The organism is uncultured Kluyvera sp., assembly GCF_902485085.1.
Lineage (GTDB): Bacteria > Pseudomonadota > Gammaproteobacteria > Enterobacterales > Enterobacteriaceae > Kluyvera > Kluyvera ascorbata.
The window spans coordinates 73,121-89,563 of sequence record NZ_CABTJS010000178.1; the positions used below are offsets into that span (position 1 = coordinate 73,121).

Consider the following 16,443-nt stretch of genomic DNA (forward strand, 5'->3'; position numbering starts at 1 on the left):
CTCAGTTAATGTCCACATCTTCGCCCTTAATTTCCACCGGACCATTGGCGGCGAAGTTAAATTTCAGGCCGGAAATAGTAACGGTCCCACTTTGCTCCATTTTGATGGAGCAGGGGCCGCAGATGAGTTCAATGGATTTACCCGAAATGATTTTTGTATTGTCAGCGACATTGAGTGTGTAGCTTTTCTTGATGGTGACATTCTGATCTTCTGCCACCGTTTCTGTATCTTTGCCTGTAATTGTGGTGGTCTGGTTGCCGCCGATGTTTTTCTCTCGATCCTTTGTGACTTCCAGCATCTGATTATTTTGTACGGTGATGGTCTGATCATTGGCGACGGTGACCTTCTGGTTATGTCCGCCTTCATTTTTACTTCCTACGTTGATTGTCTGGCCCACACCGACTGTGACAGTCTGGTTATTGGTGATTGTTTCGGTATGGTCGTGGTGTACCGTAGTGCTGCGGTCATTAAGGACTTCGGTATCCATGTTTTTTTGCGCATGAATATAGACCTGCTCTTTGTCAGTGGCATCATCAAACCGCAGTTCGTTGAAACCCTCGCTTTTGTAAGTTTTTGAGCGAATGATCATCTGTGTTTTTGTGCCGGGAAGATCGCCGGGAGAACGATTATCCTGGTGATAGGTGCGTCCCATAATGATGGGCTGATCCGGGTCGCCGTTCAGGAAATCCACAATGACTTCCTGCCCGACGCGTGGGATAGCAAGATTGCCGAATCCTGATCCCGCCCACGCCTGCGATACCCGCACCCAGCAGGAAGTATCCTCACTACTTTTGGGGCGGTTTCTATCCCAGTGAAATTTCACGCGAACCCGACCGTGGTTATCGCAGAAGATTTCTTCTCCGTCAGGCCCGGTCACTATAGCGCTCTGTGGACCGTCAACTTTGGGCTTAGGTAATGGTTGTGAACGCCAGGTTCGATCTGCTGGTATTACAGTAAAATCGTTGGAGAGAGTGGTTCCTTGCCCTGTACTACCATGGATTGCCTGAGGTTGTATCCCTGTCAGCGTACTCCCCACTACCTGCCACTCGCGGTTAAGGTCAGTTGTTGGGTGTCCTGACAGGGTAAAACGTGTACCCGGCCATAGTTTGGGGGAATTACTGGTACAAGTGGCCGTTTCAGCGCTGCTGCGCCAGCCATCCATTTTGTAGCGGGCGAAGCTCTGACCCTGTTGTTCATCTTTAAAACGGCCCGGATAATCAAAAAGTTCGTACTGTGACCGCTGGCCGTTAAGATTATCGGCTTTATGCGTATAGCGTCCCGGCCATCCAGGGACTTTAAAGGTGTAGTCCTGAAGCTGCACTGAAGAGTGTGTGACAGTGGCCGCATAGTGGAACACACTGATTGATTCAGGAGTGATTTCTGTTGTGGCGTTTGGGTTAAATAGGATTGGGGTGGGTATGGTTTTCAATCCGGCAAAATTGTCGCACAGGGTCAGCGTCTGCTGTGGTCCATTAGCGTCTGGGGACAGCTTTTCAAAAAAGAAGATTCCCTCCTCAGACCATAGGCGAGTCAGAAAAGCGAGATCTGACTCCTCGTACTGTACGCAAAATTCACGAGGTGGGTGTTTTTCATAAAAGTGGGACTTCCATTCTGTTACGCCATTTTCTGTTAGTAGAATATCGGAGATGGTTTGGATGTCCTGTTGCTGGAAAATACGGAAATTCTTGCGCAAACTACAGCGCTGAAGTGGAGGGGAAATGGTCAGATGATAGTTTGCCTGCCATCCGTTGTTATTTCCCCGGGCCATTGTAGTGACAATGCCGTTGATATGGCGTTGTGAAATATTACCTTGCCAGATAGTCAGAACGACATTTTTTTCAAGAAAATCCGAAGCTACTAGATTGAATTGAGAGCTGGAAACATTTACTTCCATTACAAACGGATCAGAATATTGCTGGTAAAGCGTAAAATCTACCACGGCCAGCGCGGTCGCTGACTGACCATCAATATTTAACGTAAAACGCAGTCCATTTAATGACATATAACCTCCATAAGGCCGAATAAATATCCATATTACTTGATAAGTTAAATGATCCAGACATTGTAATTCCTGAGTTTAGGAGCGCATAACATTGAGTGGTGAATGCGTGAAATAAAAAAATTTCTGAAGAAGGCTACTTACTGTTATTTTGTAACAGTTCTCGTTCTTTTTTTGCTTCTAGCATTAGACGTAAGGTTCGAAGGAACGAAATTATTCTATAAAATGAGTTGCTGTTTATAGTATATTGACATAAGTATAAAATAAGTAATTGTAATAAAAATGCATTAAGATCTCTCATTAACTGATAAAAGCCTGAGGATTGTATAAACATCAGTAAAAGACCAGTCAATGATAATAGTATATTAAAAAGATAATAATAACGGATCAAATTTAATCCACTGGTATAGCCTCGCCCTAATCCATAAGGTATAAAAGCAACATATATACCTGCAAATAGAATAATGGATAAACATAATATCGAGCTCACCTCAACAGGAAGGTTAAAGTAATATATAATCGATGCCCATCCCCATGGAGTCGAGGCTGCCAGTAACATAACGATAATCCCTATTGAAAAAGGGTTGGGACGTGAAAGTCTGAGCCATTGAAGATTGAGTGCATTTTCCTGCTCCGGGGTGGATTTTTTGAGTAAAGCAGTCCCTCCATTTTTGATCAAGCAGTCGGCTTGTTTTCCTTCATCAATTAATCGTAGAAACTGTGCGCCCAATAATACTCTCGTTATATTCATTTAATTAATAGTGTCCACAGACTGTAATAACCCCAAAACATATTCACCAGAGGTGATAATACTTTCCTGAGAATGTATAACTCCACTGACTGCACTACCAGAAACCGCCATTGCGCTGGTCATCGCGTTGATGAGTTGTTTTATTAACTCTCCGTGAAATCCTTCTGAAGGATATCGTCTGGGATATTTTCCCGCGCGGATCATTGCTTTCATCGTTTTGTTAGATATTCCTGGGTTAAGTTGTTTTATGATAGCTTCAGTCAGACGAACCCGCTCTATTCTGGGATAACGCTTTAACCAGTCGATCACTTTCATTGAAGAGGTTGATTTCATCACTTTGTATGTCATGACCACTTCTTTTAGCGGGCCTACAAGCGAGAGCAGTGAAATTAAATCGAGCGCAGTGAAGGTCGCCGTGTACCATCCCTGCTGATCAATCCAGTCAACATTTTGGGCATCATTGCGCGTAATATCATACAAACGCCAGGCGCCATTGACGCATTGAGCAAAAGTAGCAATCGTTCCGGCAGTCGCCAGTACGGCCAGAGGCGTACTCATTCCGCCTGTAAGCGGTACGGAGGAAGCCGAAACAGCGCATGCAACAGCCGTGAGTATACAGGCTCCGCAGGATAGTGCTGTTGACGCAATTTCTGTCCCAATTGATGGATCTTTCACAGCTTCTTTGACTCTTTTCTCCATCATCTCACGAGATAAATGTGTGGCTTGAGTCACAATGACATGGGTTATTTGATTCAGGCCCGGAGTGGAGGCACGTTTGGAAGTGCGAACTAAAAATGAGCGAGAACCGTCGTTGTATATAATACCAACACCATAAAAATTACGTTGACAGTCAAGAGCATCAACCAGTGCGCCGAAATCAAAATCGGTCCCCTTAGTTTGGCCCAATAGACGAGACCACTCATAGCCAGGTAAGTCATTACCTTCAGGATAAAATAAATGAGACACCTTGCCCTCACATTATTAATTCACTAAATGAATCAGTTGCAATGGACGTACGATGTTACGCCTATTTTCAGGCACGCTACCGCCGAAGTTTCCGGCGTCTGCCATCTCCCGTATACAAAACGTAACTCGGTACTGATACTGCTGGTTTTGGCTTATGCTTCCAGTGGTGCGCACCAGTCGTCAGCGCCGGAGGCCAGAGCGTTGTACATCAGAGGAACTGCGTTGTTCAGCGCAAACGGCTTGTGTGCACGCTGGCCTGATGGTTGGCCGGACTGAGGATCGGTCGGCACAGTGACGTTGTGGCTAAATTCCTGCACAAGCATCTCATTTTCATGACCCTGAACGTAGATATTGCCGACAGATTCAGCGGTAAATGCGCAATCGGTAATCAGTCCCTGAGTTTGGCCTTTAATTGAGATATAACACGGTGCTGGCATTTCCTTCACTCCTTTGCATTTTTTATATTTATGCTAATTCCCATTAGCATTTTCAATATTTCACGGCGGACATAAAAACATTGTTCACTGTAATGCTTTTGTGTCCGTCCTTTAGTTGCATCCGTTGCGCTGTCGGTAATAATGCTGGTGGATTTAAATTTATTGCTCATTGGATTCGAGGTTGTGTTTTTGTTTTTTATGCATAAGTTGTTCATGAGTCAACATTATATGATTGTTTTTTGTCGCGATATGAATCAAAAATAACTATACATTTGTTTTTGTGATGTATCTATTGCTCGCATTCATCATGAGTATTGTAATGGAGTAATTTCTTACAGTGCCAGTTAAAATACAATATTGCATTGTTCTGAGTCGTTGGTCTTTAATCTAAAATATTCTCTGTCTCAGATAGTATCGTTGGTTGTGTGTCATTTGTTACGCCTATGTTTATTGTTTCATTAAGGCTTTAATGGTTATTTAAAATTTAATCTAGAGAGTATGGTACTCTCAGGTTGATGTTTTTTCCATGGTGAATTTTTATTTTTGTGGTTTTTTCTTTGGTGATAATTATACCATTAATGGTCTGAATGAATGCCATGTAATTATTTTATGGGCATGAGTAACATACTGCTCCAGTGTCTGGCGTTCCTATTCTCCCCATTTTTCGGAAAAATTCGCATTTATTCATCATCGAAATATAGTTTTGTGAATTCGCTATAGCAACATTGTTATCATTAGTTCAAATTATTAATATTCAGGTGATAGATAATAGTCTAATTTCCGCTTCTACCTATGAACGGTATTTTTAGAACCGTAGATCCTCATCCCCCGCAGGCTGCAACATGCGAAAAAAAGCCCGTATTTTCGTACGAGTTCTTCTAAAAACATGGCGGTGAGGGGGATTAGCTCGCTTCGCTCACCCTTCGGGCAGCCTGTTCGCTGCGCTCTCAGTCTGTCCAACTGGCTGCGCCAGTTGTCGAACCCGGTCCGGGATTCTCATCCCCGCGGGCGTGCAACATGCGAAAAAAAAAGCCCGTACTTTCGTACGAGCTCTTCTTAAAATATGGCGGTGAGGCGGGGATTCGAACCCCGGATACGTTGCCGTATACACACTTTCCAGGCGTGCTCCTTCAGCCACTCGGACACCTCACCATATTGTTTTGCTGCTCACCGTAGGTGGTCAACGGGGCGCTACTATAGGGAGTTGACCTGAAACGGTCAAGCATAAATTCAGATTTATTAATCGTTCGGTTAAGCAATGAACACTGCCCCATCCAAAAGCGGTGGGGCAGGAGAGTTAACGCTGGGAATCAAGCTGTTCGCTGTGCTTCACGACGTCCTGCGCTTTTGCGTAGCTTTCAATCAGCAACTGGTACGCTGGGAAGATTTTGGTGTACACCTCGGCCCATTCGGCGGCATCCGGGCGATTCCATGTGCGCTGTAGTTCGGAAGCGACGGCTGCGGTATCCATCGGTACAACGCCCGCCTGCGCCACGCGGGCCAGAGTGACTTCCTGCGCCATTTTGCTGTAGGTACCCGAAGCGTCGATGACGGCAAACACCTTATAACCGTCAGCGACCGCAGCAATAGCCGGGAAGGCCATGCAGACGCTGGTGATCGTCCCGGCAATAATTAGGGTTTTACGTCCCGTTGCTTTCACGGCAGCAACGAACTCCGGGTTGTCCCAGGCGTTGATTTCACCTTTGCGTGCAATATATTGTGCGTGCGGCGCGTTTTCGTGGATTTCCGGAATCAGCGGACCATTGGGGCCTTGTGGAACCGACGCGGTGGTGATCACCGGCAGACCGGCAAGGGTTGCCATTTTTGCCAGTGCAGCAGCGCGAGCGCGCAGCTCTGGCATCGGCATATCGCCAACCGTCTGGAACAGACCGCTCTGGTGGTCGATGAGTAGCATTACCGCATCGTTCACATCAATCACTGGGCGTGCACCGTTGAAATTTGCTGGAGTAGACATGTTATTCACCTCTCTATTATCAGATCTGACCAAAACGGCCGGAGTTAAAATCGCGAATCGCTTCATCGATTTCGGTTTTACTGTTCATCACGAAGGGGCCATAGCCGACAATCGGTTCATTGAGCGGCGCGCCTGCCAGCACCAGCACTTTGGCGTCATGGCTGGCATGCAGGTGCACGCGTTTACCTTCCTGGCTTAACACGACCAGTTGCGCTTCCTGGGCGCGGGTTTCACCGTTAACCGTTATGCTCCCTTCCAGCACGACGAGTGCCGTGCTCCAGCCTTCCGGCTGCTCAAAGGTCATCTCTTTATCTTCACGAAGCTGCATATCCCAGACGTTAAGCGGTGAGAACGTGCTCGCCGGGCCCATTTTTTCCTCGTAGCGACCGGCAATCACCCGTAGCGAACCGCTGTTATCCGGGAGTTCCACCGTTGGAATGGCCGTGGCTTCAATACTCTGGTAGCCCGGCGCGGCCATCTTGTCTTTCGCCGGCAGGTTGACCCACAGCTGGATCATCTTCAGTTCGCCGCCACGACGGGCAAACTCCGCCGAGTGAAATTCCTGATGCAGAATGCCGGAACCAGCGGTCATCCACTGCACGTCACCCGGGCCAATCACACCGCCTTTACCGGTGGAATCCCGATGTTCCACTTCACCGGCGTAGACGATAGTGACCGTCTCGAACCCGCGGTGTGGATGTTCTCCCACCCCTCGCATAGCGCCATCTGCCGGGAAGCTGTACGGCCCTGCATAGTCGAGCAGCAGGAAAGGGCTCAGGCTTTCACCGTGAGACTGATAGGAAAGTAACGAACGAACCGGGAAGCCATCACCCACCCAGTGCGGACGTGGCGCGGTATACACACCCGTAATCTGTTTCATTTGTTTCTCCTGCGTAGTGAGCTTTGATGTGGATTAGCTTATATTTGGATTTAATAGCTCGCTAGATAGCGGAATTGACCTACACTGTTGCAAAATTAGAACGATGAGGTGGTCATGCAGGATCTCAATGATTTCGCGTGGTTTGTTCACGTGGTGGATAACGGCGGCTTTGCCGCGGCGGGACGCGCGCTGGATATCCCAAAATCAAAGCTCAGCCGACGCATTGCGCAGCTGGAAGAACAGCTTGGTGTGCGGCTAATTCATCGCACCACGCGTCAGTTCACGGTGACGGAAGTGGGGCAGACGTTTTACCAGCACTGTAAGGCGATGCTGATAGAGGCGGAAGCGGCTCAGGAGGCGATTGCCGTACTGCAGGTGGAACCGCGAGGTTGCGTCAAAATAACCTGTCCAGTGACATTGCTGCATGTGCACGTCGGGCCAATGCTGGCGCGTTTTATGGCGCGCTATCCCGGCGTACAGATTCAGCTTGAAGCGACCAATCGCCGAGTGGATCTGGTGGCGGAAGGGGTCGATGTGGCGATTCGCGTCAGGCCAAGACCGTTTGATGATAGTGACCTGGTGATGCGCGTTCTGGCAGACCGTGGGCATTGCCTGGTGACGAGCCCTCGGTTGGTGGAAACGATGGGTAAACCGCTCTCGCCTGATGAGCTGAGCCGCTGGCCGGGGTTAAGTACCTCGGCAGGAAAGCATGTTCATCGTTGGTCGCTGAATGGTCCGAACGGTGCGAAGGCCGAGGTCCACTTCACGCCGCGATTGATTACCAGCGACATGCTCGCGCTGCGTGAGGCGGCGGTCGCAGGCATTGGCGTCGTGCAGTTGCCTATCCTGATGGCGAAAGACCAGCTGGCTGATGGCTCGCTGGTGCGTGTGCTGGATGAGTGGGAGCCGAAGCGGGAGGTGATTCACGCGGTATTCCCCTCCCGTCGAGGGTTATTACCCGCGGTTCGCGCATTAGTAGATTTTCTCAGCGATGAGTATGCATTGATGATTGAAGAGTGAATTTACATTTCGTTTACAATTGTTCTTAACTTGTGCTATTGATGCTCAGTTGTTCTCTATGAATGGCTGAGACAAGCCACAGGTTAATGATGAGTTTGCAAAATTTAAACATGAGCATTGCGCCTGCTCTCGCCGAACAGGTGCTTGAAAAAATGGGGCTTTGCCACTATCCCGCGCTAACCGAGTCGGGATTGACGAAGCTTTATCAGACATGGTGTCGTTCTGTGCCCTTCGATAATATCCGCAAGCGAATACAGGTATCGCAGGGTATTTCGGGTGATTTACCCGGCTTTACGCCGGATGACTTCTTCTCTCATTGGCTGCGCTTTGGAACCGGTGGCACCTGCTGGGCTAGCCATGGTGCATTGTATGCGCTGTTAAAAGCGGTGGGTTTTTCCGTACAGTACGGCCTTTCAACGATGCGCTCACCTCGACCGGTCAGTGCGGACTCTCCTGGCCACGGCACGCTGTTCGTCCGCCTTAATGATGAGCACTTTATTGTCGATACCACGATGCTTCACGGCCAGCCGTTGCCGCTACAGGCCTGGCATTCTACGCACCCAGTGTGGGGGACGCGGGTACACCGTGATGAAGGGTTCTGGTGCGTGAACTGGAAACCGCTCGGTCGCTCGCGGGTGGACTGCCAGTTGTTAGACATGGACGCGTCGGCGGCGGAATATCCACAGCGACACGAACGAAGCCGTCACAGTAGCCGTTTTGATGGCGCGCTGCTTATCCGCCGTGCGGGACATGATTCGATTACCGGGATAGTGAAAGGTGAGCGGGTGGTCAGGGATGCCAGAGGCAAAGAGATATTCGACACGCTGTCGCACCGTCAGCAGAAAGTTTTGCTGGTGGAGCAGTTTGGGATTGCGGAAGAGATAGCGGTGCAGGTACCTGCGGATGAGGGGCCGTGATAACGATAGTGCAGAAATTATTTAAACAGATATTGTGCATTGTTCTGTTTGAGCTATTACCTCTAAAAGATAGGGCTAACTGTTTTGATAACGCAGTCATCTTTATTATTTTAGCGCGTCATAAATAAACATCTCATTGATTTGCTGTTTATATTTTTTTATGAGGGATAACTTTAAGATCAATACGTTGAATATCTGCCCGGTAAACATAATGAATTTACGGTTGGTAATAATCTGGGCATCGTTGTATGCCGTCCTGTGGACTATCGTGACGGTATCGCTCGACCCTGCGGTTCCCTATGATGCTGTAGAGGCGCTAAACTGGGCGCAAAATGGCGAATGGGGCTCTCCAAAAAATCCATGGTTGGTTGGCCTGGTTATGCGGCCTGCGGTTTATCTACCTGCGAATATTTACTGGTATGCTTCGCATTTTCTCGCCATCGCTATAGGCATGGTGGGTAGTTGGGTACTTGCTCACAGGCTCACTGGCAGTAACATGTTGGCCTGGTTTGCATTGTTAACCCTTAATTTATCAGGGCTAATTAATTTTGATATCATTAGCTACAACGATAATTATCTGTTGGTGATGCTATGGCCATGGATGATGTATTGTTATCTGCTGGCTATTAGCCGAAATCTATATTGGTGGCTTGCTTTTGCTCTGCTGGCTGGGCTGGCAACCATGTCAAAATATTCCACGTTGATTCTGGTTGGGTCTGTATTTCTCTCAACGCTTTTCGTAGCGGATATTCGTCGCTGCTATCGGCATGCTGTCTGGTATTGTGCGTTAGCATTAGGCGTACTGTTAATTGCTCCGAATATCCTATGGCTGCAGGAACATAACTTTGCCGCTTTGCATTGGGTGAATTCAGAAATGCACCCAGGTATTAACCCGGGGCTTTTTACCTGCTTGCTCTCCATTTTCTATCCACTGCTTATTTCTGGCGCGATTTTGTATTTTTGCGGCACGCGCTTACGCTGGCCTGCGTCATGGGAACGTCGGGTAGTGCTGGGAGTCTACCTGATTCCGCTGACAGCGCTTTGCTGTTGGTTTTTCTTCTTCAACAGCGGCAGATTAACTGAATGGCTGCAGCCTTTTTTCATTCTGGCACCGGCGTTGATGGTTAGCTGCGTCAGCCAAACTTCTGTCATCGTTCCACGCAGCGTATTTGTTAGCTTACTCAGCGCTGCGCTGCTGGTCATCATGGGCTACAGCGGTGTGATGTATGCCAACGTGGCTAATGCGGGGCAGAAAATGAGCGGTGTTATCCCGTTTAGCGATACGGTAAACCGTCTCTGGTATCAACGCTACGGTACGCCGTTGAGGTATGTCGGTGGGGAGCGTCTGGCAGAATGGCTAACGTTTTACGTCCCATCCCGGCCCAAAATCATCACCAAATGGAACAACGCCACGCAGCCAAATATCTACAGCGCAGATATTCGTCGCGAACAGTTGTTGCGCGATGGTGTAGCCCTTATTGGTCGCGTAGGGGGCTCGTGCTCGACGGAGCGTTTTGGCACTGCGCTTCAGGAGTGGCCGCACATTCGAATTGATATAAAGATGCCAGTCGATTTCCAGACGGATTCATCTCATGGCGTTCAGACCGTTTGTATCGCCTTTGTGCGTCCGGCTGGGAGATAAGCATTCCCGGCGGCGCTGCGCTTGGCCGGGCTACCATCCCGTAGCCCGGGCGAGGTGTTTACGCCGACCCCGGGGAAACAGACGGCTTCGATGCTTGTAAGGGAAACGGGGCGTACAATGGGCGAAAAAAAAGCCCGTACTTTCGTACGAGCTCTTCTTAGAATATGGCGGTGAGGCGGGGATTCGAACCCCGGATACGTTGCCGTATACACACTTTCCAGGCGTGCTCCTTCAGCCACTCGGACACCTCACCATATTGTCATCCCTGTGTTGCTGGGACGAGCGCTAATGTAGGGAAAAGGCTCTTCAGCGTCAATAAACTTTTTAAAAAAATCGTGCGTTTATACAAACTTCGACCAACATGCTTCTTAAACAGGCATAAATCGTATTATTTGCGATCTGCTCCGCATTTTCCGAGACAGGGAAAAGAAATTTGTTATTCTGTTAACCCACAAAAATAATCAAAAACAACACCCATTCGTTCCGATAGCGGTGCTACAAGCAGGAGTCACTATGGAGATCATCTTTTACCACCCCACGTTTGATACCCCTTACTGGATTGCCGAGCTAAGTAAATTACTGCCAGATGCCCGTATTCGTGGATGGGAGCGAGGGGATAATGCGCCAGCCGACTATGCGCTGGTGTGGCATCCTCCGGTAGAAATGCTGCAAGGTCGCGAGCTCAAGGCCGTATTTGCGCTAGGCGCTGGCGTTGACTCTATTCTCAGTAAATTGAAAGCGCATCCGGAAATGCTACCGGAATCTATTCCGCTATTCCGCCTTGAAGATACCGGCATGGGTATTCAGATGCAGGAATATGCCGTCAGCCAGGTGCTGCATTGGTTCCGTCGTTTTGATGATTATCAAGCGCTACAGCGTCAATCCACGTGGCAGCCGCTGCCGGACTATACGCAAGAAGAATTTACCATCGGTATTATGGGGGTGGGGGTACTCGGCTCAAAAGTGGCGGAAAGTCTCTTGTCGTGGGGATTCCCGGTGCGATGCTGGAGCCGAAGCCGTAAGCAATGGCCGCAGGTGACGAGCTATGCCGGTGAAGATGAACTGAATGCGTTTTTACAAGGAACGCGGGTATTGATAAACCTACTGCCGAATACGGCGGAAACGGTGGGCATCATCAATCAGCAGCATTTATCGCAGCTTCCGGATAACAGCTATGTGTTGAACCTGGCGCGTGGCGTTCATGTGGTTGAAGAGGATCTGCTGGCGGCGCTGGACTGCGGCAAGCTTAAGGCGGCAATGCTTGACGTATTCAGTCGTGAACCTCTGCCGAAAGAGAGCCCACTTTGGCTTCATCCTCGGGTAACGATGACACCGCACGTTGCTGCGGTGACGCGGCCAAAAGAGGCCATTGCCTATATCGCGCAGACCATTACCCAACTGGAACGTGGTGAAGCGCCCGGCGGACAGGTCGATCGCGTTCGCGGCTATTAATGTCCCAAGCTAATAAATACAAGGGTTTCCTGCTATCCTTGGCTTATCACGAGAGAGGAGAATGTGATGTATCCTGTTGACCTACATATGCACACCGTTGCCAGCACACATGCTTACAGTACGTTGCATGACTATATCGCCGAGGCGAAACGCAAAGGGATTAAACTCTTTGCCATCACCGATCATGGCCCCGATATGGCTGATGCTCCGCATTACTGGCATTTTGTGAATATGCGCATTTGGCCACGCATCGTTGATGGGGTCGGGATCCTGCGCGGTATTGAGTCAAACATCAAAAACATTGAAGGTGAAATCGATTGTACCGGGCCGATGCTAACGTCGCTTGATTTCATCATCGCCGGCTTCCATGAGCCGGTGTTTGCGCCTCAGGATAAAGAGACGCATACCCAGGCGATGATTGCGGCGATGGCAAGTGGTCAGGTCCACATGATTAGCCACCCTGGTAACCCGAAATTCCCCGTTGATATTCCCGCCATTGCTGAAGCCGCAGCGAAATACCATGTGGCGCTGGAAATTAACAACTCCTCTTTTGTCAGTTCCCGCGTGGGTAGCGAAAGCAACTGCCGTGCAATAGCTGCGGCCGTTCGCGATGCCGGTGGTTGGCTTGCGCTAGGATCTGACTCGCATACTGCTTTTACGCTGGGTGAATTTACCGAATGCCAGAAGATCCTGGATGCTGTGGAATTCCCAGCGGAAAGGATCCTCAACGTTACCCCTCGGCGCTTCCTGAATTTCCTTGAATCGCGTGGAATGGCGCCGATTCCTGAATTTGCTGAATTTTAATGACTGAATGGATTAACCAATGAACGAGTTTTCAATCATCTGCCGCATGCTTGGCTCCCTGTACTACCGTCAACCTCAGGATCCGCTGTTGGTGCCGCTATTCACGCTGATCCGTGATGGAAAGCTGGCGGCGAGTTGGCCGCTGGAGCAGGATGAACTGCTGGCTCGTCTGCAAAAAAGCTGTGATATTCAGCAGATTGCGGCTGACTACAACGCGCTGTTTGTGGGGGATGACTGCCGTGTACCACCGTGCCGTAGCGCATGGGATGACGGCGCGACCGAAGCTGAAGTTCGTGAATTCCTGACGGAATGGGGCATGCCATTAGGGGATAGTCCTGCCGATCACATCGGCACGCTGCTGCTGGCGGCTTCATGGCTTGAAGATAAAGCGGAAGAGGACGACACCGAGGCGTTGGAAACGCTGTTTGGTGACTTTATCCTGCCGTGGTTTGAAAGTTTCCTGGGGAAAGTTGAAGCTCATGCGACCACTGCGTTCTGGCGTACGATGGCACCGCTGACCCGTGAAGCTATTGCGGCGATGTGGGATGAGCTACAGGAAGAAGATAAAGAGTGATTTAAATCACAAAATTAGTGCAACTGAAATTAATGTTATGAGCATTGTGTGCTCGTGATCTCACCAAAATAGCGCGCATCTGCTAAGATGCGCGCTATGAACGTTATCTTAGCTATTGCAATCACAACAGGCATTCTCTCCGGTCTCTGGGGATGGGTTGCCGTGTCTCTCGGTTTACTGAGCTGGGCCGGATTTTTGGGCTGTACGGCTTATTTTGCCTGCCCGCATGATGGTCTGAAAGGATTGGCCGTTTCAGCCTGTACGACGATGAGCGGTGTTATTTGGGCGCTAGTCATTATCTATGGCAGCGCGCTTGCTCCCCACCTGGAAATTCTTGGTTACGTCATAACGGGTATTGTCGCGTTTTTGATGTGTATTCAGGCAAAGCAAATGCTGTTGTCATTTGTTCCAGGCACTTTCATTGGCGCGTGTGCGACCTTTGCTGGACAGGGCAACTGGCGACTGGTCGTTTCATCATTAGCGGTGGGATTGATCTTTGGCTATGCGATGAAAAACAGTGGACTATGGTTGGCAAACCGTAGAGCGAGAACGACAGCATCGAAGGAGTCCGTGCTGTAGAGTGCGCATAAACAGTAAAAGCGGCGACAGGGTAAACCTGGCGCCGCTTTTTTATTGCTGGTGTAGGACGAATTAGCTCTTGAAATTATCGTTTGCCCAGGATACGGCTTGGGTCCGATTTTTAACCGAGATCTTTTTAAATAAATGATATAAATGCGTTTTTACCGTACTCTCACTAATGAATAACGAACGAGCGATTTCAATGTTAGAGGCACCGATGCGCAACTTATTCAGGATCTCTTTTTCTCTGAAGGTCAGGATTGTGCTTTCCTGAGTATCATAACGGTAATTTCCAGAATTCATAATAAGATAGCTCGCCAGCTTACGTGAGAAGTAACATTCCCCCTCCATCACTTTTTGTAAGCCTTTGATCAAGAAGTGTTCTTCATCATGTGCATAGAATATGCCGTGAATATGCGGCCAACTTTCAATATCCTGATAGGCGTAATCTTCAGGAGTATTGAAAAGTAAGAGTTTTATGCCGTTATTTATTTTACAGAGTTCTTCCTGCCAGGCCTTTATTAACCTTTTATCAATTTCAATCATATCAAAGAGTACGATACCTTGTGATACGTTTTCCTGGCTAACAGTATGAATATTGATGATTTTACTATTCATCCTTAGTGTTTTTTTCAGACTCTGAGAAAGCGCACAGGACTGGAGCGACGGCCTTGTGATAAGAGAAAGAGTCTGGTCCGTGAAACTGAGCTCTTTTTGCATGATGAGACCCCTAATTTCTAACAGCAGGCAAAATTATAAAGGCACCTGGTTAAGCATTGCTGAAATGTGGTTGCTGTTTTGACAAATGTTAAAATACGCAATTAAAAGAATGTCTGCTTAATTTAAAATTTAGACGCTGATATTTCTAAAGCAAGAAATAATCATGAAACAAGATGTAAAAATAAATTACAAGATGTAAATACAACTTATTTATTAAGTTTTTAACAGCTTTTCTTAATGGTTATGCGTGACAGAGTGTTATGCTGTTAACATTATGTAATTCATGATGTTTTTGTTTTTTATAAATTGTCCATCAGCCTTCTCTTAACCAATATGTATGATGAAATTGCGTGATATTAATCGCTTTTAACACTTTCGTTGTGTCTGCCTTTTTTTAACGCTTTGTTTTCTGGTTATCTTATCAGAGTCTAGTGCCTTGTGAGTAGTTAATACTAAAGGTTGATAATATTAAAATTAAATCAAACTTTATCATGAGATCCTCATGTCTTCCAAATATGCATACTCATCCGTATAGCATCGAAACATGAATTATATCGGTGTATGAAGCTTTACATAATTCCATGGCGATATCATTGGCATGGCGAGGCGGTATATTTTCAAAAACTATTATGGTGTTACGCATACAGATAAATGTTGAATGACAAAGTTTAAGGTATTCGTTTAAACCTTTAATTTCGTTAGGTTAAACATTTATTAATAATAAAAACCTTCATAGGTTGTTTATGGATGGCTGTTTTTTTCGCCTGCATGTCATGTTTGCATTTATTTTAATCTATTGATAAGTGACATTTTTTACCTTCGTTGGTACTGCCTTTTATCGCCTGGAATATTTGTAATTCAATGAACGGGTGTCGTGATCATTACCGAACGGTGTTTATTTGCATAACGAGTGTTCGGTTATTACGGCAACAGCACACAGCACCTAATAATGCGTGATAGGGCTCATCATGAAAATGAAGCAACTCGCCATAATGGTGGCGCTTACCGTTTTGTACCCAGCAACCACAATATATGCCGTAGCGGCAAATGGTAACGGTAATAACGGTAACAACGGCAATAGCGGCCAGAACGCTAACGGGAACGGCAACGGAAATAATGGGAATGGTCAGGGCAATGGAGGCGGTGGTAACGGAAGCGGAAATAACGGCAATGGCAACGGCAATGGTAACGGCGGTGGTCAGGGCAACGGTGGCAGCCAGGGCGGTGGTAACGGCGGCGGCCAGGGCGGTGGCAACGGCGGCGGTCAGGGCGGTGGCAACGGTGGCGGCCAGGGCGGTGGCAACGGCGACGGCCAGGGCGGTGGCAACGGTGGCGGCCAGGGCGGTGGCAACGGCGGCGGTCAGGGCGGTGGCAACGGCGGCGGTCAGGGCGGCGGCAACGGCGGCGGTCAGGGCGGTGGCAACGGCGGCGGTCAGGGCGGTGGCAACGGCGGCGGTCAGGGCGGTGGCAACGGTGGCGGTCAGGGCGGTGGCAACGGTGGCGGTCAAGGTCACGGCGGCCTGGGTGGCGGCAGTGGCGGTAATCATGGCGGCGGCATAGGTGGTGGTCAAGGTCACGGTGGCCTGGGTGGCGGCAGTGGCGGTAATCATGGCGGCGGCATAGGTGGTGGTCAAGGTCACGGTGGCTTGGGTGGCGGCAGTGGCGGTAATCATGGCGGCGGCATAGGTGGTGGCCAAGGTCACGGCGGTCAGGGTGGCGGCAGTGGC

At 48.7% G+C, this 16,443-nt stretch carries 14 protein-coding genes, 2 tRNA genes and 1 pseudogene; 7 read left to right on the forward strand and 10 right to left on the reverse strand.

Annotation, left to right across the window (positions count from 1 at the left end):
* Nucleotide 1: 1 nt before the first annotated feature.
* The 7 genes and pseudogenes from tssI to RDN66_RS22245 all read right to left on the reverse strand — a co-directional run bounded on the left by tssI (nucleotide 2) and on the right by RDN66_RS22245 (nucleotide 7,008).
* Complete coding sequence (gene tssI, locus RDN66_RS22215) at nucleotides 2-2,002, reverse strand: type VI secretion system tip protein TssI/VgrG (protein ID WP_248537308.1); 2,001 nt, start codon at nucleotides 2,000-2,002, stop codon at nucleotides 2-4.
* A gap of 133 nt (nucleotides 2,003-2,135) precedes the next feature.
* A complete protein-coding gene (locus tag RDN66_RS22220; RefSeq protein ID WP_202216026.1) occupies nucleotides 2,136-2,729 on the reverse strand; it encodes a hypothetical protein in 594 nt (197 codons plus the stop codon).
* A 21-nt stretch (nucleotides 2,730-2,750) separates the two neighbouring features.
* On the reverse strand, nucleotides 2,751-3,716 hold the full coding sequence (locus RDN66_RS22225; RefSeq protein WP_227675095.1) for a hypothetical protein: 966 nt from the start codon (nucleotides 3,714-3,716) through the stop codon (nucleotides 2,751-2,753).
* A gap of 185 nt (nucleotides 3,717-3,901) precedes the next feature.
* A pseudogene (gene tssD, locus RDN66_RS22230) lies at nucleotides 3,902-4,153 on the reverse strand (type VI secretion system tube protein TssD); the annotation flags it as partial.
* Between the two features lie 1,064 nt (nucleotides 4,154-5,217).
* Nucleotides 5,218-5,305, reverse strand: a tRNA-Ser gene (locus RDN66_RS22235).
* 145 nt (nucleotides 5,306-5,450) lie between these two features.
* On the reverse strand, nucleotides 5,451-6,128 hold the full coding sequence (locus RDN66_RS22240) for an isochorismatase family protein (RefSeq protein WP_035896189.1): 678 nt from the start codon (nucleotides 6,126-6,128) through the stop codon (nucleotides 5,451-5,453).
* A gap of 19 nt (nucleotides 6,129-6,147) precedes the next feature.
* Nucleotides 6,148-7,008 carry a pirin family protein gene (locus RDN66_RS22245; RefSeq protein WP_202216024.1) on the reverse strand — a complete coding sequence of 287 codons (861 nt, stop codon included), beginning with the start codon at nucleotides 7,006-7,008 and terminating at the stop codon, nucleotides 6,148-6,150.
* A 108-nt stretch (nucleotides 7,009-7,116) separates the two neighbouring features.
* Here RDN66_RS22245 and RDN66_RS22250 point away from each other — a divergent pair, with 108 nt between their 5' ends.
* The 3 genes from RDN66_RS22250 (at nucleotide 7,117) to RDN66_RS22260 (ending at nucleotide 10,587) form a co-directional block, all read left to right on the forward strand.
* On the forward strand, nucleotides 7,117-8,028 hold the full coding sequence (locus RDN66_RS22250) for a LysR family transcriptional regulator (RefSeq protein WP_248537306.1): 912 nt from the start codon (nucleotides 7,117-7,119) through the stop codon (nucleotides 8,026-8,028).
* 110 nt (nucleotides 8,029-8,138) lie between these two features.
* Nucleotides 8,139-8,945 (forward strand): arylamine N-acetyltransferase, encoded by an 807-nt coding sequence (locus RDN66_RS22255; protein ID WP_123651231.1) that lies wholly within the window; start codon nucleotides 8,139-8,141, stop codon nucleotides 8,943-8,945.
* Nucleotides 8,946-9,156: 211 nt separating this feature from the next.
* The gene (locus tag RDN66_RS22260; protein ID WP_202218135.1) at nucleotides 9,157-10,587 is read left to right on the forward strand and encodes a glycosyltransferase family 39 protein; all 1,431 of its coding nucleotides are present in this window, start codon (nucleotides 9,157-9,159) and stop codon (nucleotides 10,585-10,587) included.
* Between the two features lie 165 nt (nucleotides 10,588-10,752).
* On the opposite strand, the gene RDN66_RS22265 is transcribed toward RDN66_RS22260, so the two are convergent.
* Nucleotides 10,753-10,840: transfer RNA gene (locus RDN66_RS22265), tRNA-Ser, on the reverse strand.
* A 260-nt stretch (nucleotides 10,841-11,100) separates the two neighbouring features.
* Between RDN66_RS22265 and ghrA the strand changes: the two genes are divergently transcribed.
* The 4 genes from ghrA to RDN66_RS22285 all read left to right on the forward strand — a co-directional run bounded on the left by ghrA (nucleotide 11,101) and on the right by RDN66_RS22285 (nucleotide 13,996).
* Complete coding sequence (ghrA, locus tag RDN66_RS22270; RefSeq protein ID WP_308538188.1) at nucleotides 11,101-12,039, forward strand: glyoxylate/hydroxypyruvate reductase GhrA; 939 nt, start codon at nucleotides 11,101-11,103, stop codon at nucleotides 12,037-12,039.
* Between the two features lie 66 nt (nucleotides 12,040-12,105).
* A complete protein-coding gene (locus RDN66_RS22275) occupies nucleotides 12,106-12,843 on the forward strand; it encodes a phosphatase (protein WP_035896180.1) in 738 nt (245 codons plus the stop codon).
* A 19-nt stretch (nucleotides 12,844-12,862) separates the two neighbouring features.
* On the forward strand, nucleotides 12,863-13,417 hold the full coding sequence (locus RDN66_RS22280; protein WP_202216020.1) for a molecular chaperone: 555 nt from the start codon (nucleotides 12,863-12,865) through the stop codon (nucleotides 13,415-13,417).
* Nucleotides 13,418-13,513: 96 nt separating this feature from the next.
* Nucleotides 13,514-13,996 (forward strand): DUF1097 domain-containing protein, encoded by a 483-nt coding sequence (locus tag RDN66_RS22285; protein WP_202216019.1) that lies wholly within the window; start codon nucleotides 13,514-13,516, stop codon nucleotides 13,994-13,996.
* A gap of 72 nt (nucleotides 13,997-14,068) precedes the next feature.
* Here RDN66_RS22285 and csgD read toward each other — a convergent pair whose 3' ends face one another.
* The gene (gene csgD, locus RDN66_RS22290) at nucleotides 14,069-14,716 is read right to left on the reverse strand and encodes a biofilm master transcriptional regulator CsgD (protein ID WP_202216018.1); all 648 of its coding nucleotides are present in this window, start codon (nucleotides 14,714-14,716) and stop codon (nucleotides 14,069-14,071) included.
* 881 nt (nucleotides 14,717-15,597) lie between these two features.
* Nucleotides 15,598-16,443 (reverse strand): hypothetical protein (locus tag RDN66_RS22295; RefSeq protein ID WP_308538189.1); only part of this gene is annotated, 846 nt, incomplete at its 5' end.